The sequence below is a fragment of the Pseudomonas sp. DR48 genome (assembly GCF_019823085.1).
GTDB lineage: Bacteria > Pseudomonadota > Gammaproteobacteria > Pseudomonadales > Pseudomonadaceae > Aquipseudomonas.
This window is the reverse complement of sequence record NZ_CP081946.1, coordinates 357,123-379,342: the sequence shown is the minus strand read 5'-3', so window position 1 is coordinate 379,342 and position 22,220 is coordinate 357,123. Positions and strand designations below refer to the sequence as shown.

Here is a 22,220-nt window from a genome sequence, read left to right as displayed (position 1 = left end):
TAACCCTGTGGGAGCGGGCTTGCTCGCGAAGGCGTCAGACCATTAATCAAATACCTCAAGGCAAATGTCACAGAGCGGTGACATAACTCGCCCCCTTCGTTACAAGCCCGCCACCCGCCGTTGTTTAGACTGCGACCAGTCAAAACAACAAAAAAGGCACCCCATGGACACCTTCCAACCGGCTTTCAGCAGTTGGCTGAACGCACCTGCCCATCAACACTGGCTCGCCGCCGAAGGCCTGCGCCTGCTGGCGTTTGCCAAGGCTTCAAAGCTTGCGGAAGGCTTTGGCAATCTCGATGACAAGGGCCGCCTCCCGGCCAACGCCCAAGCCGAAACCATGAACACCGCGCGCATGACCCACAGCTTCGCCATGGCGCATATCCAGGGGCTGCCGGGGTTTGCCGAACTGGTGGACCATGGCGTGCAGGCGCTCAGCGGTCCGTTGAAAGATGCCGAGCACGGTGGCTGGTTCGCCAGCGCCCATCCACTTCACGACAACACCGGCAAGGCCGCCTACCTGCATGCCTTTGTCGCGCTGGCCGCGAGTTCGGCGGTGGTCGCCCGGCGGCCCGGCGCGCAGGCCTTGCTCGATGACGCGATCAACATCATCGACACGCATTTCTGGAGCGAGGAGGAGGGCGCGATGCGCGAATCCTTCAACCGCGACTGGGGCGAGGAAGAGGCCTATCGCGGCGCCAACAGCAACATGCACACCACCGAAGCCTTCCTCGCACTGGCCGATGTCACCGATGACAACCGCTGGCTGGTCCGCGCGCAACGGATCGTCGAGCGGGTGATCCACGGTCACGCCGCGGCCAACGATTACCTGGTGGTCGAGCATTTCGACCGCGACTGGCAACCGCTGCGTGACTACAACCACGACAACCCGGCCGATGGTTTTCGTCCCTACGGCACCACTCCGGGACACGGTTTCGAGTGGGCGCGGTTGTTACTGCACCTCGAGGCTGCGCGGGTCCAGGCCGGGATGCTCACGCCGGGCTGGCTGGCGACCGATGCGCAAAAACTCTTCGATAACAATTGCCGCCATGGCTGGAATGTCGACGGGCTGCCCGGGATTGTCTACACGCTGGACTGGAACAATCGCGCCGTGGTCAGCCATCGCCTGCATTGGACCCATTGCGAAGCCAGCGCCGCGGCCAGTGCGCTGCTCAAACGTACCGGCGATGAACAATACGAAGCCTGGTACCGACTGTTCTGGGAATTCTGTGACAGTCATTTCATCGACCGTGAAGGTGGCAGTTGGCACCATGAACTGGACCCGCAAAACCACCCAAGCGCTGATATCTGGGGTGGCAAACCGGATTTGTATCACGCCTGGCAAGCCGTCTTGATCCCGCGCCTGCCGTTGGCACCGAGCATGGCCACGGCTTTGGGACAGGTGTCCCAGAGCGCTCCTGTGTAACCATGCGGTGACATTCCAACGTCCCTTCGTTACCTGCGAAGGGATGACTCCTGTTTAAAATCCTATGCAGCGCAAGCACCAGACTTGCATGCATAACAACAAGAAAGGTACTACTAGATGAATGCGATTTCTCGCCTCGCTACTGTCATTTCTCTCGCTTCAATGCTTCCTCTGTCTGCATTCCCCCTGAGTACGCTTGCCGCCGATTCCAAAGGTTCGGTAGAAGTCGTTCACTGGTGGACGTCCGGTGGTGAAAAAGCTGCTGTCGATGTCCTCAAGGCCCAAGTCGAAAAAGACGGTTTCACCTGGAAGGACGGTGCTGTCGCCGGTGGTGGCGGTGCTACGGCCATGACCGTATTGAAAAGCCGTGCCGTTGCCGGTAACCCGCCGGGTGTGGCGCAGATCAAAGGTCCGGATATCCAGGAATGGGCGTCTACCGGTCTGCTCGATACCGACGTCTTGAAAGACACTGCCAAAACCGAAAAATGGGACAGCCTGCTCGACAAGAAAGTCTCCGATACCGTGAAGTACGACGGTGATTACGTGGCCGTGCCGGTGAACATTCACCGCGTCAACTGGTTGTGGATCAACCCGGAAGTCTTCAAGAAAGCCGGCATCGAAAAAGCGCCAACCACCCTTCAGGAATTCTACGCGGCCGGTGACAAGCTCAAGGCTGCAGGCTTCATTGCGCTTGCCCACGGCGGCCAGCCTTGGCAGGACAGCACCGTGTTCGAAGCGGTGGTCCTTTCGGTCATGGGCGTCGACGGCTACAAGAAAGCCCTGGTCGACCTCGACAACGCTGCACTGACCGGTCCCGAGATGGTCAAGGCGCTGACCGAGCTGAAGAAAGTCGCGACCTACATGGACGCCGACGGCAAAGGCCAGGACTGGAACCTGGAAGCGGCCAAGGTCATCAACGGCAAGGCCGGCATGCAGATCATGGGTGACTGGGCCAAGAGCGAGTGGACAGCGGCCAAGAAAGTCGCCGGCAAAGACTACGAGTGCGTAGCCTTCCCGGGCACCGACAAGGCCTTCACCTACAACATCGATTCCCTGGCCGTGTTCAAGCAGAAAGACAAGGGCACTGCTGCTGCTCAGCAGGACATTGCCAGGATCGTGCTGGGTGAGAACTTCCAGAAAGTCTTCAGCATCAACAAAGGCTCGATCCCGGTTCGAAACGACATGCTGAGCGACATGGGCAAGTACGGTTTCGACCGCTGCCAAGGACTTCCTGGCGGACGCCAAGTCCGGCGGCTTGCAGCCGAGCATGGCGCACAACATGGCGACCACGCTGGCGGTACAAGGCGCGTTCTTTGATGTCGTGACCAACTTCATCAACGACCCGAAAGCCGATCCGGCCACTGCCGCCAAGCAACTCGGCACGGCGATCAAAGCGGCCAAGTAACTGTTAAAGCCGCAGCTCCCCTGTGGGAGCGGGCTTGCTCGCGAAAGCGAAGTGTCAGGCAACACTTTATGAACTGACACGACGCCTTCGCGAGCAAGCCCGCTCCCACACAGGGAATACGCTTGTAATCCTTATTTCTACGTACTGGATCTTCCCATGAGTTCTGTTGCTGTGTTCAGCAAGGCCTCGCCGTTCGATGCATTGCAGCGCTGGCTCCCCAAACTGGTGCTGGCGCCCAGCATGTTCATCGTGTTGGTGGGGTTCTATGGCTATATCCTGTGGACCTTCGTCCTGTCGTTCACCACGTCGACCTTCCTGCCGACTTACAAGTGGGCAGGCCTGGCGCAATACCAACGGTTGTTCGACAACGATCGCTGGTGGGTAGCGAGCAAGAACCTGGCGCTTTTCGGCGGCATGTTCATCGGTATCACCCTGGTGATCGGTGTGCTGCTGGCGGTGTTTCTTGACCAGCGCATTCGTCGTGAAGGTTTCATTCGCACCATTTACCTGTACCCGATGGCGCTCTCGATGATCGTCACCGGTACTGCCTGGAAATGGCTGCTCAACCCGGGCATGGGTCTGGACAAATTGCTGCGTGACTGGGGCTGGGAAGGCTTTCGCCTGGACTGGCTGATCGATCCGGATCGCGTCGTGTATTGCCTGGTGATCGCAGCGGTCTGGCAAGCCTCGGGCTTTATCATGGCGATGTTCCTCGCCGGTCTGCGTGGCGTTGATCAATCGATCATCCGTGCTGCCCAGATCGATGGCGCGAGCATGCCGCGCATTTACCTCAAAGTGGTGTTGCCGAGCCTGCGCCCGGTGTTCTTCAGCGCAGTGATGATCCTGGCCCACATCGCGATCAAGAGTTTCGACCTGGTGGCGGCAATGACGGCCGGTGGCCCGGGTTACTCGTCCGACCTGCCTGCGATGTTCATGTATTCCTTCACCTTCAGTCGCGGCCAGATGGGCATGGGCTCGGCCAGTGCGATTCTGATGCTCGGTGCGATTCTCGCAATCATCGTGCCTTACCTGTACTCCGAGCTGAGGACCAAGCGTCATGACTAGTTTCGCTGCCAAACCTTCCATCAGCCTGAGTCGTATCGCGATCTATGGCGTCCTGATCCTTGCCGTATTTCTGTACCTGATACCGCTGGTGGTCATGCTGTTGACCAGCTTCAAGACGCCGGAAGACATCAACTCCGGCAACCTGCTGAGCTGGCCGACCGTGGTCAGCGGCATTGGCTGGGTCAAGGCCTGGGGCACGGTTGACGGGTACTTCTGGAACTCGATCAAGATCACCGTTCCGGCGGTGCTGATCTCCACCGCCATCGGCGCGCTGAACGGCTATGTGCTGTCGATGTGGCGCTTCCGCGGCTCGCAATTGTTCTTCGGCCTGCTGCTGTTCGGTTGCTTCCTGCCGTTCCAGACCGTGCTGCTGCCGGCCTCGTTCACCCTCGGCAAGATGGGCCTGGCCAGCACGACCACGGGCCTGGTGTTCGTGCACGTGGTGTATGGCCTGGCGTTTACCACGCTGTTCTTCCGCAACTACTACGTCAGCGTGCCCGATGCGCTGGTGAAGGCGGCGCGGCTCGATGGCGCGGGCTTCTTCACCATCTTCCGCTTGATCATCCTGCCGATGTCCACCCCGATCATCATGGTCTGCCTGATCTGGCAGTTCACCCAGATCTGGAACGACTTCCTGTTCGGCGTGGTGTTCTCCAGCGGTGACTCGCAACCCATTACGGTGGCGTTGAACAACTTGGTCAATACCAGTACCGGGGCCAAGGAATACAACGTTGATATGGCGGCGGCGATGATCGCCGGGCTGCCGACCCTGCTGGTCTATGTGGTCGCAGGCAAGTATTTCGTGCGCGGGCTGACGGCCGGCGCAGTCAAGGGGTAATCATGGCAACGCTCGAACTTCGCAATGTAAACAAGACCTATGGCCCTGGCCTGCCGGACACCCTCAAGAACATCGAACTGTCGATCAAGGATGGTGAGTTCCTGATCCTGGTCGGACCTTCGGGTTGCGGTAAATCGACCCTGATGAATTGCATCGCCGGGCTGGAAACCATCACCGGCGGCGCGATCATGATCGGTGACCAGGATGTCAGCGGCATGAGCCCCAAAGACCGCGACATCGCCATGGTGTTCCAGTCCTACGCGCTGTACCCGACCATGAGCGTGCGCGAGAACATCGCCTTTGGCTTGAAGATCCGCAAAATGCCCGCCGCCGACATCGAAGCGGAAGTGGCGCGGGTGTCCAAGCTGCTGCAGATCGAACACTTGCTCAACCGTAAACCGGGCCAGCTCTCCGGTGGTCAGCAGCAGCGCGTGGCGATGGGCCGCGCCCTGGCGCGTCGGCCAAAGATCTATCTGTTCGACGAACCGCTGTCCAACCTCGACGCCAAGCTGCGCGTCGAGATGCGTACCGAAATGAAACTGATGCACCAGCGCCTGAAAACCACCACGGTCTACGTGACCCACGACCAGATCGAAGCGATGACCCTGGGCGACAAAGTGGCGGTGATGAAGGACGGGATCATTCAGCAGTTCGGCACGCCAAAAGACATCTACAACAACCCGGCCAATTTGTTCGTGGCGAGCTTCATCGGTTCGCCGCCGATGAACTTCATCCCGCTGCGTTTGCAGCGCAAGGACGGTCGTCTGCTGGCGTTGCTCGACAGCGGCCAGGCACGTTGCGAATTGCCAATGGGCATGCAGGACGCCGGTCTGGAGGATCGCGAAGTGATCCTCGGCCTGCGCCCGGAACAGATCGTGCTGGCAGGTAGCGAAGCCAATGGTTTGCCGACCATTCGCGCCGAAGTCCAGGTCACCGAGCCAACCGGTCCCGACACCCTGGTGTTCGTCAATCTCAATGAAACCAAAGTCTGCTGCCGTCTGGCGCCGGACGTTGCACCGGCCGTGGGCGAGACCCTGACGCTGCAATTCGATCCATCGAAAGTGCTGTTGTTCGATGCCAAGACGGGTGAGCGCCTGGGCGTGGCCGGTCAACCAAAAGCCGAGAGCCATAGCGCCAACGTCGCCCAATTTAAGGGCCGCTGAGAATCAAATGTGGGAGCGGGCTTGCTCGCGAAAGCGGTGTGTCATTCAGCATAGATGCTGGATGTGCCGACCTCTTCGCGAGCAAGCCCGCTCCCACAGGGGGAAATCCGCGACAGACGGGGACATCCGTCGCACGTGATGTAAACCGCGTTAAATAAAAACAGTTAATAACAATAAAACGAGGATGTAGGGATGAAGAAGAAGAACAACGCTCAGCTTATCTGCCAATTGTCAGCTGTTGCGGCAATGATGATGGTCGGTAGTGTGCATGCGGCTGACGCGTTCAGCGCCGATTCCAAGTGGATGACCGGTGATTGGGGGGGCGAGCGGACCAAGCTGCTTGAGCAGGGTATCGACATCAAGGCCGACTACGTTGGTGAGGTTGGCGGCAACCTTCATGGCGGCTACAACGACGACAAGACTGCCCGTTACGCTGACCAGTTTGGTCTGGGCGTGGCGCTGGACCTGCAAAAGCTCTGGGGCTGGGATAACACCCAGGCCAAGATCCAGTTCACCAACCGTAACGGTCAGAACATTTCCAATGACCGCGTCGGTGATCCGCGTGCCGGGACCTTGAGTTCCTCTCAGGAAGTCTACGGCCGTGGTCACATGGTCCGTCTGACCCAGCTGTGGGTTCAACACCAGTTCCTCGACGGCAAACTGGACGTCAAGGCCGGTTACTTCGGCGAAGGCGAAGACTTCAACACCTTCCCGTGCGAGTTCCAGAACCTGGCGTTCTGCGGTTCCCAGGTGGGCAACTGGGCCACCAACATCTGGTACAACTGGCCAATCAGCCAGGCGGCGTTGCGCGTGAAGTACAACATCACGCCTGAGTTGTATGCGCAGATCGGTGCCTACAACCAGAACCCGACGCAGCTGGAACACGGCAACGGCTTCAAGCTCAGCGGCAGCGGCACCCAGGGCACCGTGTTGCCAGTGGAATTGGTCTGGTCGCCTAAGGTCAACGGCCTGCCGGGCGAATACCGTGTGGGTTACTACAAGAGCACGGCTGACGCCAATGACGTTCTCAAAGACTCCAACGGCAATGACGCAGCGACCACCGGTAACAGCTACCGCGTTCACGACAGCAAGCACGGCTACTGGGGCGTCGTGCAGCAGCAACTCACCACCCACAATGGCGATGCTTCCCGTGGTCTGAACGTTGCGGCGAACGCCACGTTCCACGACAAGGACACCAACGTCGTCGACAACTACCAGTCGCTGATGTTCGTGTACAAGGGCCCATTTGACGCACGTCCAAAAGACGACGTCGGGATCGGTTTTGCCCGTATCCATGTCAACGATGACGTGAAGAAAAACGCTGAGCTGGTCAACGCCAGCAACGGTGTTTCCGACTACAACGATCCGTTGTTCTCGCCGCTGCGCAGCACCGAATACAACTACGAAATCAACTACGGCTTCCACGTGACCAACTGGCTGACCGTGCGTCCCAACCTGCAATACGTCACTCACCCAGGTGGTGTAGACGAAGTCGACAACGCTCTGGTAGCGGGTCTGAAAATTCAGTCGGTGTTCTAACGTTGTTGCGATAAGCTCCTCTCTATGTGCGCATTTTTGCGGACAGCCTTGGCTGTCCGCTTTTTTTTGGGGGCCGCGCACGCCCTGGTGACAGATGTTTTTCGGGACCGTGGCACATGCATGAGCATCCGCTACAACGCTTCTTCAAATCGTTGCGCGAACGACCGGTGTTTGCGTGGGAGCGCTATCAGAAGCGCGACGTGCTGGTGATCGACCATCCGCTGTGTCAGGCGGTGTTCAGTCGACAGGGCGCGCAGTTGTTGCACTTCCAGCCCACAGGCCAGAAACCCTGGCTCTGGTGCGCGGCGAAGTGGCCGCAGGTCGGTGCCATTCGTGGTGGCGTGCCGGTGTGCTGGCCGTGGTATGGCCGTCATCCAAGCGAAAACGCCTGGCCTTCCCATGGCTGGGCACGGTTGATCGACTGGAAGCTGCTCGACAGCCGCCATGACGACAATGGCGTGCACCTGCATTGGCAACTTCAGTTATGTGACTGGCAAGTGGATTTGCACGCGCACCTTGGCGAGCGAATGGATTTACGTCTGAGCACCGAGCATCAGGACAGTTTGCCGTGCCAATTGAGTCAGGCGTTGCACGCTTACTGGCGTATTGGCGACGTGGGTGAGGTAGCGCTGTCTGGGCTCGATGGCGCGCAGGGATATGATCAATTGAACCGTCAGGTTTGCCAGCAGGAAGGTGAATTGCGGGTCGAGGGTGGCTGTCAGCGGGTGTTCCAGCATGACGGCGAATTGCACATCAAGGACCATGCCTGGCAGCGCGAGTTATGCATCGACACCGGCGATCACGCGGACACGGTGGTTTGGCACCCGGGCACGCGGCCGTTGCTGGGGGTGAGCTGGAACGAGATTTCCGAGTTTGTGTGCGTTGAAGCCGCAAGCGGAGGGACCGATAGCCTCAGCCTGGCGCCGGGGCAGAGGGCGCATTTGAGTTTGCAGGCGAGGGTAGGGGTCTGATGATCGTTCCCACGCTCTGCGTGGGAATGCCTCAAGGGACGCTCCGCGTCCAGTGACGCGGAGCGTCACGGGCTGCATTCCCACGCAGAGCGTGGGAACGATCAGCGTATTAGTTGAACTCATCCCCAATCGGATACCGGCTGGCATTCAGGCTCTCTTTGATCTTGCGCAAATGCGGCTGGAAATCCACGCCTCGGCGCAAGGTCATTCCGGTCGCCAGCACATCCAGCACCGTCAGTTGAATGATCCGCGAGGTCATCGGCATATAGATGTCGGTGTCTTCGGGCAACGGAATGTTCAGGCTCAACGTACTGGCCTTGGCCAATGGCGAACCTTCGGCGGTCAACCCCAGCACCGAGGCGCCATTCTCCCGGGCGATACGCGCCACTTCCACCAGTTCGCGGGTGCGGCCGGTGTAGGAGATGATCACGAACAACTCGCCGGTGTGTGCCACCGACGCAATCATGCGCTGCATGAGCACGTCGGCATGGGCGGTGACGGCCAGGTTGAAGCGGAAGAACTTGTGCTGCGCATCGAGCGCCACCGGGGCCGACGCGCCGAGGCCGAAGAAATGGATCTGCCGGGCCTGGATCAACAGATCGACGGCGCGGCTGATCAGGTTCGGGTCCAGTGCCTGCAACGCACTGTCCAGCGACGCGATGGCGCTGCCGAAAATTTTCTTGGTGTAAGCCTCGGGATTGTCATCGGCCTCGACCGCGCGGCTGACATACGCCGCGCCACTGGCCAGGCTCTGGGCTAATTGAAGCTTGAGCTCCGGGTAGCCGCTGACGCCAAACGAACGGCAGAAACGGTTGACCGTCGGCTCGCTGACTTTAGAGGCCTGGGCGAGGGCGGCGATGCTGAACCGGGTGGCTTGCTCTGGGTTGAGCAGGATCACTTCGGCGACTTTGCGTTCTGCCTTGTTCAGGTCTTCAAGGCGATTCTGGATCTGTTCCAGTAAATTTCGCACGCGGTCCATAGATGTTTCCTTAGCTCCGCAAACATGAGAGCAATGCAAATAAGGGCCCTGGCTATGCAAATTGGGACTTTGATCGGGCCCGTAACGGTGGCCTATCCTACTGATGGCTCCGACCGACCACCACTCGGAATCTGTATTTTGCGAAAATGTTGTGGTTATTACTACATTTTCCCTTGAGTGATGCCTTGAAAAAAGGTATTTGTAGCTTAACTTGATAAAAGAACAAACATCATGCCTTCGATTACGGTTGAACCGTGCACCTTTGCCTTGTTCGGCGCCCTCGGCGATCTGGCCCTGCGCAAGCTGTTTCCTGCCCTTTATCAACTCGATGGCGCAGGCCTGTTGCACGAGGACACGCGCGTTATCGCGCTGGCCCGTGAGCCTGGCAGCGAGCAGGAGCACCTGGCGTTCATCGCCTCGGAGCTGCGCCGTTACGTCGGAGCCAAAGAGCTGGACGAAGCTGTGGTCGAACGCTTCCTGGCCCGTTTGAGCTACCTGCATGTGGATTTCCTCAAGGCCGACGATTACGTCGCCCTGGCTGAAATGGCCGGCAGCGCTCAACGCGTGATTGCCTACTTCGCCACCCCGGCAGCTGTTTACGGCGCAATCTGCGAGAACCTGTCGAAGGTCGGCCTGGCCGAAAACACCCGTGTGGTGCTGGAAAAACCGATCGGTTCGGACCTGGAATCCTCGCGCAAGGTCAACGATGCCGTGGCGCAGTTCTTCCCGGAGAATCGCACCTATCGCATCGACCACTACCTGGGCAAAGAGACCGTCCAGAACCTGATCGCCCTGCGGTTCGCCAACAGTCTGTTCGAAACCCAGTGGAACCAGAACTACATCTCCCACGTGGAAATCACCGTGGCCGAGAAAGTCGGGATCGAAGGCCGTTGGGGCTATTTCGACAAGGCCGGCCAGCTGCGGGACATGATCCAGAACCACTTGCTCCAGCTGCTGTGCCTGATCGCCATGGACCCGCCGGCCGACCTGTCCGCCGACAGCATCCGTGACGAGAAAGTCAAAGTGCTCAAGGCGCTGGCGCCGATCAGCCCGGAAGGCTTGACCACGCAAGTGGTGCGCGGCCAGTACATCGCCGGCTACAGCGAAGGCAAACCGGTGCCGGGTTACCTGGAAGAACCGAATTCGAACACCCAGAGCGACACCGAAACCTTCGTCGCCCTGCGAGCTGACATCCGCAACTGGCGTTGGGCCGGCGTGCCGTTCTACCTGCGTACCGGCAAGCGCATGCCGCAGAAACTGTCGCAGATCGTCATCCACTTCAAGGAACCGTCGCACTACATTTTCGCCCCCGAGCAGCGCCTGCAAATCAGCAACAAGCTGATTATCCGCCTGCAACCGGACGAAGGCATTTCCTTGCGCGTGATGACCAAAGAACAAGGCCTGGACAAGGGCATGCAGTTGCGTAGCGGTCCGTTGCAGCTGAATTTTTCCGACACCTGGCGTAGCGCGCGGATTCCCGATGCCTACGAACGGTTATTGCTGGAAGTGATGCGCGGCAATCAGAACCTGTTTGTCCGTAAAGATGAAATTGAAGCCGCGTGGAAGTGGTGTGACCAGTTGATCGCCGGGTGGAAAAAATCCGGTGATGCGCCCAAGCCGTACGCGGCCGGGTCCTGGGGCCCCATGAGCTCCATTGCTCTGATCACGCGGGATGGGAGGTCGTGGTATGGCGATATCTAATTTGAAACTGCCGCAGGGTGTCAGCGCCCATGAGTTCAAGAGCCCAGTGCTGTTGGCTGAAGGCCTGGCGCTGAATGTGGCCAAGCAACTGAGCGAGGCAATCGATGCGCGCGGCACGGCGACCCTGGTGGTTTCCGGCGGTCGCAGCCCGGTGGCGTTCTTCCAGCACCTGGCCAAGCAAACGCTGGACTGGTCCAAGGTTGTCGTGACCCTGGCCGACGAGCGTTGGGTGCCGGTCGAACACGCCGACAGCAATGCCGGTCTGCTCAAGCGCTATCTGCTGCAAGGCCCGGCGGCCAAGGCGCAGTTTCTGAGCTTGTACAGCGCCACCGCCAACCTTGAGCTGGCGGCAGAGCAGGCTGATCGTTTGCTCGCCGAATTGCCCCCGATCGACGTGCTGATCCTCGGCATGGGCGATGACGGTCACACCGCGTCGCTGTTCCCGAACAGCCCGAACCTGGCCGATGCCTTGCAAGTCGACGGCACGCGTCGTTGCTACCCAATGCTGGCTCCTACCGTGCCGCATCAGCGCCTGACCATGAGTCGTGCGCTATTGGCCTCGGCCAAGACCACTGTTCTATCTATTTCCGGTCAGTCGAAGCTGACCACCCTGAGTGCCGCATTGGCCGGTGACGATGTCGCCGCCATGCCGATTCGCGCGTTTCTGCAACCTACGTTAGAGATTTACTGGTGCCCATGAGCCAAGGAACAGCCGCTATGAAAAACACATCCCCGACCGTTTCCATGGCGGACAAAGTTGCCCTGATCGACAGCCTTTGCGCCAAGGCGCGGATTCTGCCGGTGATCACCATCGCTCGCGAACAGGATGTCCTGCCGCTGGCCGACGCCCTGGCCGCCGGTGGCCTGACGGCCCTGGAAGTGACCCTGCGTTCGCAGTTCGGCCTCAAGGCCATCCAGATCCTGCGTGAGCAGCGTCCGGAGCTGGTGACTGGTGCCGGTACGGTGCTGGATCGCAGCATGCTCGCTGCTGCCGAAGCGGCGGGTTCGCAATTCATCGTTACGCCGGGCATCACCCGTGACCTGCTTGAAGCCAGTGTCGCCAGTCCGATTCCGCTGTTGCCAGGCATCAGCAACGCCTCCGGCATCATGGAAGGCTATGGCCTGGGTTATCGCCGCTTCAAGCTGTTCCCGGCGGAAGTCAGCGGTGGCGTTGCGGCCATCAAGGCGCTCGGCGGCCCGTTCGGCGAAGTGAAATTCTGCCCGACTGGCGGCGTCAGCCCGGCCAACATCAAGAGCTACATGGCGTTGAAAAACGTGATGTGCGTGGGCGGTAGCTGGATGCTTGATCCGGAGTGGATCAAGAACGGCGACTGGGCCCGCATTCAGGAATGCACTGCCGAGGCCCTGGCGCTGCTGGACTGATCGGCTTTTACCTGACACCTCGTTGTGTGTTCTACGGCTTTACGGTGCGCTTGGTCGGTGCACCGTTTTTTTTTGCCCGCAGAAAATGACAGGAAAAAAGACGATACATAGTTACCGCCTCACGCCCTTCAGTCAGCGTTAACCTGCGTTCATCTTATGGAAGAGAGAACGTCATGGACGACAACACTTCAGTTGCACCTTCACACCCGGTCTATCTGCTGTCTCCCGAGCAGATCGCCGGTCCGTATTTTCGCAATCCCCAATTGATCAGGCGCAACATCAGCGAAAGCGCCGACGGTATTCCGTTGGTGCTTCGATTGGCAATCGTCGATGCCATGACGGGGCAGCCGGTGACAGGGGCCTTGGTCGATATCTGGCATTGCAACGCGCGTGGGGCATATTCGGGCTGGAGCAAGATCAATCCGGACAAGGAAGTCGACGACGGGGACATCGGCTCGATCCTGCGCACTGACGACGACACCTATCTGCGTGGCGGGCAATTCACCGACAAGAAAGGCATCGTGCGTTTTACCTCGATCTATCCGGGTTTCTACGCCGGCCGAGCCGTGCACATTCATGTCGCCGTTCGAATAACCTCCGGCAACAATTTCCTGCAAGAACGGCACGTCGCCTGGGTCGGTCAGCTCTACTTTCCCGAGGTCGCCTCACGCTCGGTGCTCAACGCCCGCGAGTACAGCGGTCGATCCGCTTCACCGCTGACCAACGATCAAGACTTTCACTATCAACACCAGGGCGGCGAGGCGTCGACGTTGACCGTTCACACCCTCGGTCGGGACTCGAACGAGGATGGCTATTTCGGCCACATGACCATCGGCATCGACACGTTCGCCGCCTCGACACACATCAGGCCGGAGGACTTCGACAAGTACACGGTATGAGTCAGCGCAGTTCGCTCAGCGCCCGCGCCAGTAAATTCATGTCGGCAGCGGTATTCGTGAGCCCCGGCGTAATGCGGATGCACGGCCCGCTCGCGGCCCCGGTGCGGACAACGGTGAACAGGTTGTAGTCGCTGAGCAGGCGCTCGACCATCGCCTGTTGATCGGCATGGCGGGTAAACCGCATCGACGTGATCGCGCAATACAGGCGTGGGTCGTCCGGGGTCATGACATCGATTCCCGGCAACGACCGGACCGCATTGACCCACAGGTTGCGCAGGTGGTTGAGCCGTGCACTCTTGGCCGCGGCGCCGCCCATGGCCAGGTGTTCCTCGAACACCAGTGGCAGGGTCAGCAGCGCCGGGATGTTCGGCGTGCTGTAGGGCGTGCGGGCGCGAATATCGGTGACCGGGAAATGCATCTCGCCCATGTCCGGATCGATGTCGGCCAGACGCTCGCGGGCGATGTAGATAAAGCCCAGCGTCAGGGGCGCGCCGATCCATTTGTGCAGGTTGAAGCCGGCAAAAGAAATGCCCAGCTCATCCAGATTGAATTCAAGTTGGCCCAGGGCGTGCGCACCGTCGAGGATCACGTCGATGCCCCGTTCCTTGGCGGCCGCGGCAATGGCCTGAACGGGCATGACCAGTCCGGTGCGGTGAGTGACGTGGGTCAGGGCCATCAATTTGAGCTTTGGATAGCGCTCGAAAGCGTCGCGATAAGTGGCCAGCAAGCTGTCGAAACTGGCGGGGTACTGGTGGTCGATTTCGATCACTTCCACGCCACGATGCCTGGCCAGCCAGCGCATTGCGCCTTTGACCGTGTCGTATTCCAGATCGCAGATCAGCACCTGATCGCCCGGCTGGAGGCGGTTGTAGTTACGGATCAATGACTGCAAGCCGTCCGAGGCGTTGCGGGTGAGGGCAACCGTGTCGGCGGGAACTCCAAGCAGCCCGGCAAGCTGTGCGAGGATCTGCAGGCTTTCGCCTTGTTCGAAACGCTGACGCACATGCACCGAGTTGCCGCGGTTGATCAGCTCGATGTTGCGCTGGTATTCCTCGACCACGGTGCGCGACATACGCCCGAAGTAGCCGTTTTCCAGGTTGATGGGCCCGGGTTCGACCGCATAGCGGTCGGCAAAGGTCTTCCAGAATTGTTCATCACGGGCGCGGCGGGTGTTATCGGGCATGGGCTATTCGGTCCGGTTTTACATGATGAGTCAGTGGCGCGGGGCAGGTTTGCCGTGTTTGGCGCGCAACGGTTCGAGCAGTTCAGCCAGTCCGTTGTGATCAATTTCCTGCATCAGGGCCAACAAGCCGCCTAGCTCGCCATGGGGGAAACCCTCCCGGGCGAACCAGTTCAAGTATTGGCCGGGAAGGTCGGCAATGATCCGGCCCTTGTACTTGCCGAAGGGCATTTCGCGGGTGATCAGCAGTTCGAGTTTCTCTGGATTCATCATCGTGTTGTCTGGATTCATTCAAGCGGGAAAATACAGGCATTCTGCATGCAGGCCAATTGACAGATCATGCAAAAAAAGCGGATACAGATTCTGTCGTTAAATATAACTGTTTGAAAAATAAAGAATAAATATTCAATTCGAAGCTGGCATGCAGGGTGCAATAACTATTACATCTTTCATCAACCCGCGAGGAATTGAAAATGACCGACATTAATAAAGAAGCTATCTCTGTACTCAACGACCTGATCGAAACCAGTAAAGACGGTCAGGAAGGGTTCAAGACCTGCGCTGAAGATATCAAGCACCCTGAACTCAAAACCCTGTTCGTGCAACGTGCCGCTGATTGCGCAACTGCTGCGGCGGAGCTGCAAAGCGCCGTGCGTTCGATGGGTGGCGATCCTGAAACTTCCACCAGCGTCAGCGGCGACTTGCACCGTCGTTGGGTTGACGTGAAGGCGATGTTCACCGGCAAGGATGAAGAGGCCGTGTTGAACGAAGCCGAACGCGGTGAAGACCATGCGCTGAAGGCTTATAAAGAAGCTATGGAAAAAATCAACAAACACAACCTTGTGGGCATTCGTGACCTGGTTGAACGTCAGTATCACGGCGTGCAACGCAATCACGACCAGGTAAAAGCCCTGCGCAACCAGGCTCGCGCACGCTCGTAAGCGTTCGTAACCTGTCAAAAACGCCAGCCAGTCTGGCGTTTTTTTGTGCCTTGGAATTAGTGCTGGACGGGTGATAGATAGCTAGCTAATAATTTGTTTTTCAAGTGTATGAGTCATGGCTCAGCTGAACCGACTATCGTTAAATCGTCCTTCCAAGAGTGCTTTACGTGCCTATCACTTTGCAGGCTTTGTTTGCGCCTGACCGCCGCGCCCTTCAATTCGCTATCAAAACCCTGCTCGGCGGTGGTCTGGCGCTGTGGCTGGCGTTGCGGTGGGGCCTGGAGCAACCGGCCTGGGCGCTGATGACGGCGTTTATCGTCGCCCAGCCATTGTCCGGGATGGTGGTGCAAAAGGGACTGGCGCGACTGTTGGGAACGCTGATCGGGACGATCATGTCGGTGGTGTTCATGAGTGTGTTTGCTCAGACGCCTTGGCTTTTCCTGCTGGCATTGGCGTTGTGGCTCGGGCTGTGTACAGCGAGTTCGACGTTGTTGCGCAGTGCCTGGTCTTATTCATTCGTGCTGGCCGGTTACACGGTGGCAATCATCGCGCTGCCTGCCATTACGCATCCGCTGACGGTGTTCGACCAGGCGGTGGCACGCTGCACGGAAATCTGTCTGGGAATCCTTTGTGCTACGGCAGCCAGCGCGCTGCTCTGGCCGATGCGTGTCGAACGGCAACTGGCGGATCAGGCGCGGGCGGCGTGGCAGAGCGGGATGAATGCGGCGCGTGCGACTTTGGCCGGCGACGCTCAGGCGCGCAAAGGCCTGCTGGAAATTCTCGGGCGCATTGTCGCCGTCGATGCCCAGCGCGAACATGCCTGGTTTGAAGGTGGCCTGGGTCGACAACGCGCCCGGGCGATCAGTGGACTGAGTCAAAAGCTGTTGATGCTGCTGCGCATCGCCCGCTCGGTGCGCCGGCAATGGAAGCAACTGGACACACCCGAAGCCGAACAGCTGCGGCCATGGATGACCGAGGTTCAGGATGCGCTGAACACCGCCGATACCGCGACGCTGCAAGCGTTGCGGCCCAGGTTGCTCGACGCCTGCCATGACCCGCAGATCAGTTCCGCGCAGAGTTATTGCCTGGCCCGTTTCACCTTGTTGCTCGACACCGCCATGGCCGCGACGACGGCATTGAGGGCGGTGGAGGAGGGCCGTGAAACGGTCGATCCGCCGCGCACTCTGACGCCACATCGTGACCTGTCATTGGCATTGGTTTTCGGGGCGCGCAGTGCCTTGGCATTCCTGGTGGTCTCGAGTTTCTGGCTCGCCACCGCCTGGCCCGCGGCGGCGGGTGCGCTGGTGCTGACCTGCGTGGTGTGCAGCCTGTTTGCCAGTCGTGAAAATGGCGCGCAGATCGGCATGAGCTTCATGCGCGGGATTTTTCTGGCGATACCGGCGGCGTTTTTCGTCGGGCAGATTCTGCTGCCGCAATGGAGCGGGTTTGCGTTGCTCTGCCTGGGCATGGGCGTGCCGTTGTTTCTTGGGGCGCTGGGCATGGCCAAGCCACAGATCGGCGCCACGGCCACCTCTTTCTGCTTGCACTTCATCGTTCTGGTGTCGCCGCTGAACGCGATGAAATTCGATGTCGCCACATTCTTCAACAGCGCCCAGGCGATGGTGGTCGGGGTCGGCGCGGCGGTGCTGGCGTTTCATTTGCTGATCCTGCGCAACCCGGCGTGGCACGGCCGCCGTTTGTTGGCGGCGACGCTCGGCGATCTGGTGCGGCTGACCCGGCGCAATCTGCGCGGTGCCGAAAGCTGGTTCGGTGGACGCATGGCCGATCGCTTGCTGCAACTGGCGCGGCATTATCCGGAGTTACCGGAACCGGCGCGCAGTCGCTGGGACGATGGTCTGCTTGGCCTGGACATCGGCGATGAATTGCTCCATCTGCGCTTGAGCCTGGCCGTGGCGCAGGTGCCGGTCAGCGCGCCTGAGCAGCGTTATCTCGAACAGCTGGAAAAACTCCTGACGCAAGGCCCGGCAGGCGACCGCGCTGGTGCGCTGGAACAACCCAGCGAAGAGTTTTTGAAAACTTTGTATGCATTGCCGCCCAGCGATGCGGTGAAACTGGCGCAGGGCGCGGTGCTGCAATTGCAAAGTAGTTGGCGCGCCTGGTGCCGACAACAGGAGCAAAGCCATGGGCTTGCGTGAGTGGTCGGTGGGCGGAGTGCTGCTCAGTCCGTTTCTGATTTATGTGTTGCTGGCGCTGCTCGTCACGGGGGCCTTGCGCATGCTGTTGCGCCTGACCCCGGTGGGCCGCTGGATCTGGCACGAAGCGCTATTCGATTGCGCCTTGTACGTCTGTGTATTGACCTTGATCACCGTCGTCCTCGGACCTTTATAAGGAGTTGAACATGCGTACCCCCGTACGTGTCGCGGTAACCCTGTGCCTGGTGGCGCTGGCGATTTTTGCCGGTTTCCATTTGTGGCAGTACTACATGCTCACGCCCTGGACCCGGGATGCGCGGATCCGCGCCGACGTGGTCGTCATCGCCCCGGATGTGTCGGGATGGGTGCGTGAACTCAAGGCGTTCGATAACCAGCAGGTCAAGGCCGGCGATCTGTTGTTGAGCATCGACCGCGACCGTTTCGAAGCGGCGCTGGAGAAAGCCCAGGCGGTGGTGCAGACGCGCCAGCAGCAACTCAATCTGCGTGAGCGCGAAGCCAGCCGCCGCGCGAGCCTGGGGCCGCAAGCGATCAGTGCCGAGTTGCGCGAGAACGCACAGATCAATGCCGGGATCGCCCGTGGCGAACTGCGCGAGGCTCAGGCGGAGGCCAAAGTCGCGGAACTCAATCTGGCCCGCAGCCAGGTCCATGCACCGCGCAATGGGCACATCACAAACTTGCGTCTGGCTGAAGGCAATTACGTGAATGCCGGGCAATCGGTGATGGCCTTGATCGATGATTCGACTTTTTATGTGCAGGCATATTTCGAAGAAACCAAGCTGCCACGGATTCGTGTCGGCGATCCGGTGAAGGTCTGGTTGATGAGCGCGGGGGAGGCGCTGGACGGGCATGTTGAAAGCATCAGTCGCGGGATCACCGACCGCAACACCACGCCGGACGGGCAGTTGTTGGCGGAGGTGGAGCCGACGTTTAACTGGGTGAGGCTGGCGCAGCGGATTCCGGTGCGGATCAAGATCGACAACCTGCCGCCGGAGATGAATTTGAGTTCAGGGATGACGGCGAGTGTGCAGGTGCAGGAAGGAAACCGTTGATCATTCCCACGCGGACGGTTAGACGCCTCGACGCGGGAATGATCAGGCGCTTCAGCCGATGCTGATGGCTGGCAGGGTCGGCAAGGTGACGGTCTGCTGCTTGCGCGGCGCCAGGATCTCGGCCTCGCCATCGACGACTAATTCGTCACGCTGGTTAAACACACGAGTGGCAATACGCACACGAAATTTCGGCATTTTTTCCAGGATTTCCAGGCGCACCGTCAAGGTGTCGCCGATCTTCACCGGCTTCTGAAAGCTCATCTGCTGGCCGATGTAAATCGTCCCCGGCCCAGGCAGTTCACAGGCAACGGCGGCACTGATCAACGCGCCACTGAACATGCCGTGAGCGATGCGCTCCTTGAACATGGTGCCAGCGGCGAATTCGGCGTCCAGGTGAACTGGATTGTGATCGCCGGACATGGCGGCGAACAACTGAATGTCGCGCTCTTCGACCGTCTTGCTGTAGCTGGCGGTCTGGCCGACTTCAAGGGCTTCGTAAGGGGTGTTGGTAACCTGGGTCATCTGTTTCAATTCCTGTCACGAATAAATAAATTTACAAAAAAACTATTCCGATCTGGGCGGCCGGCGGTGGCTCAGCGTCTGCGCAATCCAGTTCAACACGTCGTTGATCACTTCATCGCGGTTGCTCTCGTTGAACAGTTCGTGCCTGGCCTGAGGGTAAATAGTCAGTTGCAGGTTGCGGCTGCCAGCCTCGCGAAGTGCGTGGGCCAGGTCTTTCAGACGTTTGCCTTCGCTGACCGGATCACATTCACCGCCAATCACCAGCAACGGCAGGCCCGGATCAATCTGCGCGAGATTGGACGCTTTGCTGATTTGCTGCAAGCCGCCGAGCAAATCGATCCACAGTTGATTGGTGCAGCGAAAGCCGCAAAGCGGGTCGTTGGCGTACAGGTCGACCTGCGCCGGATCGCGGCTAAGCCAGTCGAAACGCGTGCGCGCCGGTTTGAATTTCTTGTTGAACGAGCCGAACGAAAGCCACTCGATCAGCGCGCTGCGACCCTTCGGGCCTTGGCGCAAACGTTCGAGCCGGGCAATCTGGCGGGCCGCGCGATACAGCGCCACCGGTTGAAAATTCGAGCCGCTGAGCACCGCGCCATGCAGGCTGGCGCTGTGGTGCAGCAAATAAGCCTGGGCGATGTAGCTGCCCATGCTGTGGCCGAGCAGCACGATCGGCACGCCGGGGTGCTGCTGGCCGATGTGCTGATTGAGGCTGGCGAGGTCGCCGACGACTTTGCACCAGCCATCGTCATCGGAGAAATGGCCGAGTGTCCCGTTTTCGGCAGTTTTGCCATGTCCGCGCAAGTCCGGCGCGTAGACGCCATAACCCTGTTCGCAGAATTTTTCCGCCAGACGGGCATAGCGTCCGCTGTGCTCGGCCATGCCATGCGCCAGCAGAATCACCGCTTTCAGAGGCGCGGCGGGCAGCCACTGGTTGACGAAGAGGCGGCTGCGGTCACTCGCGGTCAGCCAGAAAGTGTCGTGGATCATGGCGATTCCTTTGCATGGGGCTGCATGGCATGGGCGTCGCTGCATTGTATAGCGCATCCCGCACTTGCCGTCTGATCAGGCCACGCCACGGCTGGAAGATTCACATGATCAATGACGGTGCCTGTCGTATTTGCCTGATTCGCCATAGCTGCTAGTGTCCGTGGAGCTCCGCCTTTCGCTTTTTGTTTTTTGAACAGAGACAGAAACGCGGCCCCGGATAGGTTCAGGTAAAGAGGACAAGAACAATGCAACCTGATTTCTGGAATGACAAACGCCCGGCCGGCGTGCCCCTGGATATTGACCTTGGGGCCTACAAGTCGGTGCTTGAGGTGTTCGAGCGTTCCTGCAAGAAATTCGCTGATCGTCCCGCGTTCAGCAGCATGGGCGTGACTCTGACCTACGCCGAACTGGAACGCCACAGCCTGGCGTTCGCCGGCTACCTGCAAGCGCACACCGACCTGGTGCCGGGGGATCGCATTGCGGTGCAGATGCCCAACGTCCTGCATTACCCGATTGCCGTGTTCGGCGCCTTGCGCGCCGGGCTGATCGTGGTCAACACCAACCCGCTGTACACCGCGCGGGAGATGCGTCATCAATTCAAGGACTCCGGTGCCCGGGCGCTGGTGTACCTGAACGTGTTCGGGAAGAAGGTCCAGGAAGTGCTGCCCGACACCGACATCCAGTACCTGATCGAAGCGAAGATGGGCGACCTGATGCCCGGCGCCAAGGGCTGGCTGGTCAATACGATGGTGAGCAAGGTCAAGAAGATGGTCCCGGCGTATTCGTTGCCGCAGGCGATTTCTTTCAAGAGCGCGTTGCGTCTGGGCCGGGGCCTGGGCATCAAGCCGCTGAAAGTCGGCCTCGACGACATCGCCGTGCTGCAATACACCGGCGGCACCACGGGCCTGGCCAAGGGCGCGATGCTGAGCCACGGCAACCTGGTCGCGAACATGCAGCAGGCTCGGGCCTGTCTCGGGCAGTTCGGTGCCGACGGTCAGCCGCTGCTGCGCGAAGGGCAGGAAGTGATGATCGCGCCGCTGCCGCTGTACCACATCTATGCCTTCACGGCGAACTGCATGTGCATGATGGTCACCGGCAACCACAACGTGCTGATCACCAATCCGCGGGACATCGGCGCCTTCATCAAGGAGCTGAAAAACTGGCGGTTCTCGGCGCTGCTGGGGCTCAACACGCTGTTCGTTGCGCTGATGGACCATCCGGACTTCAAGACCCTGGATTTCTCCAGTCTCAAACTGACCAATTCTGGCGGCACTGCATTGGTCAAGGCCACTGCCGAGCGCTGGGAAAAGCTCACCGGTTGCCGCATCACCGAAGGTTACGGCCTGACCGAAACCTCGCCGGTGGCGTGCACCAACCCGTATGGCGACAAGTCGCGGATCGGCACGGTCGGCCTGCCAGTACCGGGCACTACGCTGAAGGTGATCAACGACGAAGGCGTCGAGCAGGCCTTGGGCGAGCGCGGCGAGCTGTGCATCAAAGGCCCGCAGGTCATGAAAGGTTACTGGAACAAGCCCGAAGCCACCGCCGAAGTGCTGGATGCCGAGGGCTGGTTCAAGTCCGGTGACATTGCAGTGATCGACCCGGACGGTTTCGTGCGCATCGTCGATCGCAAGAAAGACATGATCATCGTCTCGGGTTTCAACGTGTACCCGAACGAGATCGAAGACGTGGTCATGGCTCACCCGAAAGTCGCCAACTGCGCGGTGATCGGCGTGCCGGACGAGCGTTCGGGCGAGGCGGTGAAGTTGTTTGTGGTGGCCCGCGAGTCGGGCGTCAGCCTTGAAGAGCTGAAGGCCTACTGCAAGGAAAACTTCACGGCGTACAAAGTGCCCAAGCACATCGTCTTGCGTGAGTCGTTGCCGATGACGCCGGTGGGCAAGATTCTGCGGCGGGAGTTGCGCGATATCGCCTGATCGATGAATGGCTGCGCTTCGCGCAAATCGCGGGCAAGCCCGCTCCCACAGGATCAGCAGTGAACCT

The 22,220-nt window shown here is 59.6% G+C and carries 20 protein-coding genes and 1 pseudogene; 16 read left to right on the top strand and 5 right to left on the bottom strand.

The window, feature by feature from the left end; all coding sequences use genetic code 11:
- Positions 1-163 precede the first annotated feature (163 nt).
- The 7 genes and pseudogenes from K5K95_RS01785 (at position 164) to K5K95_RS01755 (ending at position 8,404) form a co-directional block, all read left to right on the top strand.
- The gene (locus K5K95_RS01785) at positions 164-1,423 is read left to right on the top strand and encodes an AGE family epimerase/isomerase (RefSeq protein WP_222588147.1); all 1,260 of its coding nucleotides are present in this window, start codon (positions 164-166) and stop codon (positions 1,421-1,423) included.
- Between the two features lie 117 nt (positions 1,424-1,540).
- A pseudogene (locus tag K5K95_RS01780) lies at positions 1,541-2,828 on the top strand (ABC transporter substrate-binding protein).
- A gap of 156 nt (positions 2,829-2,984) precedes the next feature.
- The gene (locus K5K95_RS01775) at positions 2,985-3,893 is read left to right on the top strand and encodes a carbohydrate ABC transporter permease (protein ID WP_090187348.1); all 909 of its coding nucleotides are present in this window, start codon (positions 2,985-2,987) and stop codon (positions 3,891-3,893) included.
- Entirely contained in the window at positions 3,886-4,731 is an 846-nt protein-coding gene (locus tag K5K95_RS01770) for a carbohydrate ABC transporter permease (RefSeq protein ID WP_090187346.1), read from the top strand. The genes K5K95_RS01775 and K5K95_RS01770 overlap by 8 nt, the downstream gene beginning before the upstream one ends.
- Positions 4,732-4,733: 2 nt before the next feature.
- Entirely contained in the window at positions 4,734-5,894 is a 1,161-nt protein-coding gene (locus K5K95_RS01765) for an ABC transporter ATP-binding protein (protein WP_222588146.1), read from the top strand.
- A gap of 192 nt (positions 5,895-6,086) precedes the next feature.
- Positions 6,087-7,433 (top strand): carbohydrate porin, encoded by a 1,347-nt coding sequence (locus tag K5K95_RS01760; RefSeq protein WP_222588145.1) that lies wholly within the window; start codon positions 6,087-6,089, stop codon positions 7,431-7,433.
- 116 nt (positions 7,434-7,549) lie between these two features.
- Positions 7,550-8,404 (top strand): D-hexose-6-phosphate mutarotase, encoded by an 855-nt coding sequence (locus K5K95_RS01755; RefSeq protein ID WP_222588144.1) that lies wholly within the window; start codon positions 7,550-7,552, stop codon positions 8,402-8,404.
- 109 nt (positions 8,405-8,513) lie between these two features.
- Here the strand turns inward: K5K95_RS01755 and K5K95_RS01750 are convergent, their stop codons facing one another.
- Positions 8,514-9,374 carry a MurR/RpiR family transcriptional regulator gene (locus K5K95_RS01750; protein WP_173667542.1) on the bottom strand — a complete coding sequence of 287 codons (861 nt, stop codon included), beginning with the start codon at positions 9,372-9,374 and terminating at the stop codon, positions 8,514-8,516.
- Between the two features lie 240 nt (positions 9,375-9,614).
- Between K5K95_RS01750 and zwf the strand changes: the two genes are divergently transcribed.
- The 4 genes from zwf (at position 9,615) to K5K95_RS01730 (ending at position 13,366) form a co-directional block, all read left to right on the top strand.
- A complete protein-coding gene (gene zwf / locus K5K95_RS01745) occupies positions 9,615-11,084 on the top strand; it encodes a glucose-6-phosphate dehydrogenase (RefSeq protein WP_222588143.1) in 1,470 nt (489 codons plus the stop codon).
- On the top strand, positions 11,071-11,784 hold the full coding sequence (pgl, locus tag K5K95_RS01740; protein ID WP_222588142.1) for a 6-phosphogluconolactonase: 714 nt from the start codon (positions 11,071-11,073) through the stop codon (positions 11,782-11,784). Before zwf ends, pgl begins: the two co-directional genes overlap by 14 nt.
- Positions 11,785-11,801: 17 nt before the next feature.
- A complete protein-coding gene (locus K5K95_RS01735; RefSeq protein ID WP_222588141.1) occupies positions 11,802-12,467 on the top strand; it encodes a bifunctional 4-hydroxy-2-oxoglutarate aldolase/2-dehydro-3-deoxy-phosphogluconate aldolase in 666 nt (221 codons plus the stop codon).
- 173 nt (positions 12,468-12,640) lie between these two features.
- Positions 12,641-13,366, top strand: a complete 726-nt coding sequence (locus K5K95_RS01730; protein ID WP_222588140.1) for an intradiol ring-cleavage dioxygenase — start codon at positions 12,641-12,643, stop codon at positions 13,364-13,366.
- A gap of 1 nt (position 13,367) precedes the next feature.
- Here the strand turns inward: K5K95_RS01730 and K5K95_RS01725 are convergent, their stop codons facing one another.
- Entirely contained in the window at positions 13,368-14,549 is a 1,182-nt protein-coding gene (locus K5K95_RS01725; protein WP_222588139.1) for an aminotransferase class V-fold PLP-dependent enzyme, read from the bottom strand.
- 30 nt (positions 14,550-14,579) lie between these two features.
- A complete protein-coding gene (locus K5K95_RS01720; RefSeq protein ID WP_090188871.1) occupies positions 14,580-14,816 on the bottom strand; it encodes a DUF3820 family protein in 237 nt (78 codons plus the stop codon).
- 203 nt (positions 14,817-15,019) lie between these two features.
- On the opposite strand from K5K95_RS01720, the gene K5K95_RS01715 reads away from it, so the two are divergent.
- The 4 genes from K5K95_RS01715 to K5K95_RS01700 all read left to right on the top strand — a co-directional run bounded on the left by K5K95_RS01715 (position 15,020) and on the right by K5K95_RS01700 (position 18,710).
- On the top strand, positions 15,020-15,487 hold the full coding sequence (locus K5K95_RS01715) for a PA2169 family four-helix-bundle protein (protein WP_222588138.1): 468 nt from the start codon (positions 15,020-15,022) through the stop codon (positions 15,485-15,487).
- A 167-nt stretch (positions 15,488-15,654) separates the two neighbouring features.
- Positions 15,655-17,643, top strand: coding sequence for an FUSC family protein (locus K5K95_RS01710; RefSeq protein WP_222588137.1), 1,989 nt, complete (start codon positions 15,655-15,657; stop codon positions 17,641-17,643).
- The gene (locus K5K95_RS01705; RefSeq protein ID WP_008151119.1) at positions 17,630-17,836 is read left to right on the top strand and encodes a DUF1656 domain-containing protein; all 207 of its coding nucleotides are present in this window, start codon (positions 17,630-17,632) and stop codon (positions 17,834-17,836) included. The genes K5K95_RS01710 and K5K95_RS01705 overlap by 14 nt, the downstream gene beginning before the upstream one ends.
- A gap of 10 nt (positions 17,837-17,846) precedes the next feature.
- Entirely contained in the window at positions 17,847-18,710 is an 864-nt protein-coding gene (locus tag K5K95_RS01700) for an HlyD family secretion protein (RefSeq protein ID WP_222588136.1), read from the top strand.
- Positions 18,711-18,761: 51 nt separating this feature from the next.
- Here K5K95_RS01700 and K5K95_RS01695 read toward each other — a convergent pair whose 3' ends face one another.
- Together K5K95_RS01695 and K5K95_RS01690 are read right to left on the bottom strand one after the other, a co-directional pair.
- Positions 18,762-19,232, bottom strand: coding sequence for a MaoC family dehydratase (locus K5K95_RS01695; protein ID WP_208669565.1), 471 nt, complete (start codon positions 19,230-19,232; stop codon positions 18,762-18,764).
- Between the two features lie 42 nt (positions 19,233-19,274).
- Positions 19,275-20,219 carry an alpha/beta hydrolase gene (locus K5K95_RS01690; protein WP_222588135.1) on the bottom strand — a complete coding sequence of 315 codons (945 nt, stop codon included), beginning with the start codon at positions 20,217-20,219 and terminating at the stop codon, positions 19,275-19,277.
- A gap of 245 nt (positions 20,220-20,464) precedes the next feature.
- On the opposite strand from K5K95_RS01690, the gene fadD2 reads away from it, so the two are divergent.
- The gene (gene fadD2 / locus K5K95_RS01685) at positions 20,465-22,153 is read left to right on the top strand and encodes a long-chain-fatty-acid--CoA ligase FadD2 (RefSeq protein WP_222588134.1); all 1,689 of its coding nucleotides are present in this window, start codon (positions 20,465-20,467) and stop codon (positions 22,151-22,153) included.
- Positions 22,154-22,220 lie beyond the last annotated feature (67 nt).

Excerpts from the sequence above, each read along its gene's own strand:
- K5K95_RS01715 (WP_222588138.1), top strand. The coding sequence starts at position 15,020 with ATGACCGACATTAATAAAGAAGCTATCTCTGTACTCAACGACCTGATC.
- K5K95_RS01770 (WP_090187346.1), top strand. The coding sequence starts at position 3,886 with ATGACTAGTTTCGCTGCCAAACCTTCCATCAGCCTGAGTCGTATCGCG.
- fadD2 (WP_222588134.1), top strand. The coding sequence starts at position 20,465 with ATGCAACCTGATTTCTGGAATGACAAACGCCCGGCCGGCGTGCCCCTG.
- K5K95_RS01760 (WP_222588145.1), top strand. The coding sequence starts at position 6,087 with ATGAAGAAGAAGAACAACGCTCAGCTTATCTGCCAATTGTCAGCTGTT.
- pgl (WP_222588142.1), top strand. The coding sequence starts at position 11,071 with ATGGCGATATCTAATTTGAAACTGCCGCAGGGTGTCAGCGCCCATGAG.
- K5K95_RS01775 (WP_090187348.1), top strand. The coding sequence starts at position 2,985 with ATGAGTTCTGTTGCTGTGTTCAGCAAGGCCTCGCCGTTCGATGCATTG.
- K5K95_RS01695 (WP_208669565.1), bottom strand. The coding sequence starts at position 19,232 with ATGACCCAGGTTACCAACACCCCTTACGAAGCCCTTGAAGTCGGCCAG.
- K5K95_RS01730 (WP_222588140.1), top strand. The coding sequence starts at position 12,641 with ATGGACGACAACACTTCAGTTGCACCTTCACACCCGGTCTATCTGCTG.
- K5K95_RS01705 (WP_008151119.1), top strand. The coding sequence starts at position 17,630 with ATGGGCTTGCGTGAGTGGTCGGTGGGCGGAGTGCTGCTCAGTCCGTTT.
- K5K95_RS01725 (WP_222588139.1), bottom strand. The coding sequence starts at position 14,549 with ATGCCCGATAACACCCGCCGCGCCCGTGATGAACAATTCTGGAAGACC.
- zwf (WP_222588143.1), top strand. The coding sequence starts at position 9,615 with ATGCCTTCGATTACGGTTGAACCGTGCACCTTTGCCTTGTTCGGCGCC.
- K5K95_RS01765 (WP_222588146.1), top strand. The coding sequence starts at position 4,734 with ATGGCAACGCTCGAACTTCGCAATGTAAACAAGACCTATGGCCCTGGC.
- K5K95_RS01735 (WP_222588141.1), top strand. The coding sequence starts at position 11,802 with ATGAAAAACACATCCCCGACCGTTTCCATGGCGGACAAAGTTGCCCTG.
- K5K95_RS01700 (WP_222588136.1), top strand. The coding sequence starts at position 17,847 with ATGCGTACCCCCGTACGTGTCGCGGTAACCCTGTGCCTGGTGGCGCTG.
- K5K95_RS01720 (WP_090188871.1), bottom strand. The coding sequence starts at position 14,816 with ATGAATCCAGAGAAACTCGAACTGCTGATCACCCGCGAAATGCCCTTC.
- K5K95_RS01785 (WP_222588147.1), top strand. The coding sequence starts at position 164 with ATGGACACCTTCCAACCGGCTTTCAGCAGTTGGCTGAACGCACCTGCC.
- K5K95_RS01755 (WP_222588144.1), top strand. The coding sequence starts at position 7,550 with ATGCATGAGCATCCGCTACAACGCTTCTTCAAATCGTTGCGCGAACGA.
- K5K95_RS01690 (WP_222588135.1), bottom strand. The coding sequence starts at position 20,219 with ATGATCCACGACACTTTCTGGCTGACCGCGAGTGACCGCAGCCGCCTC.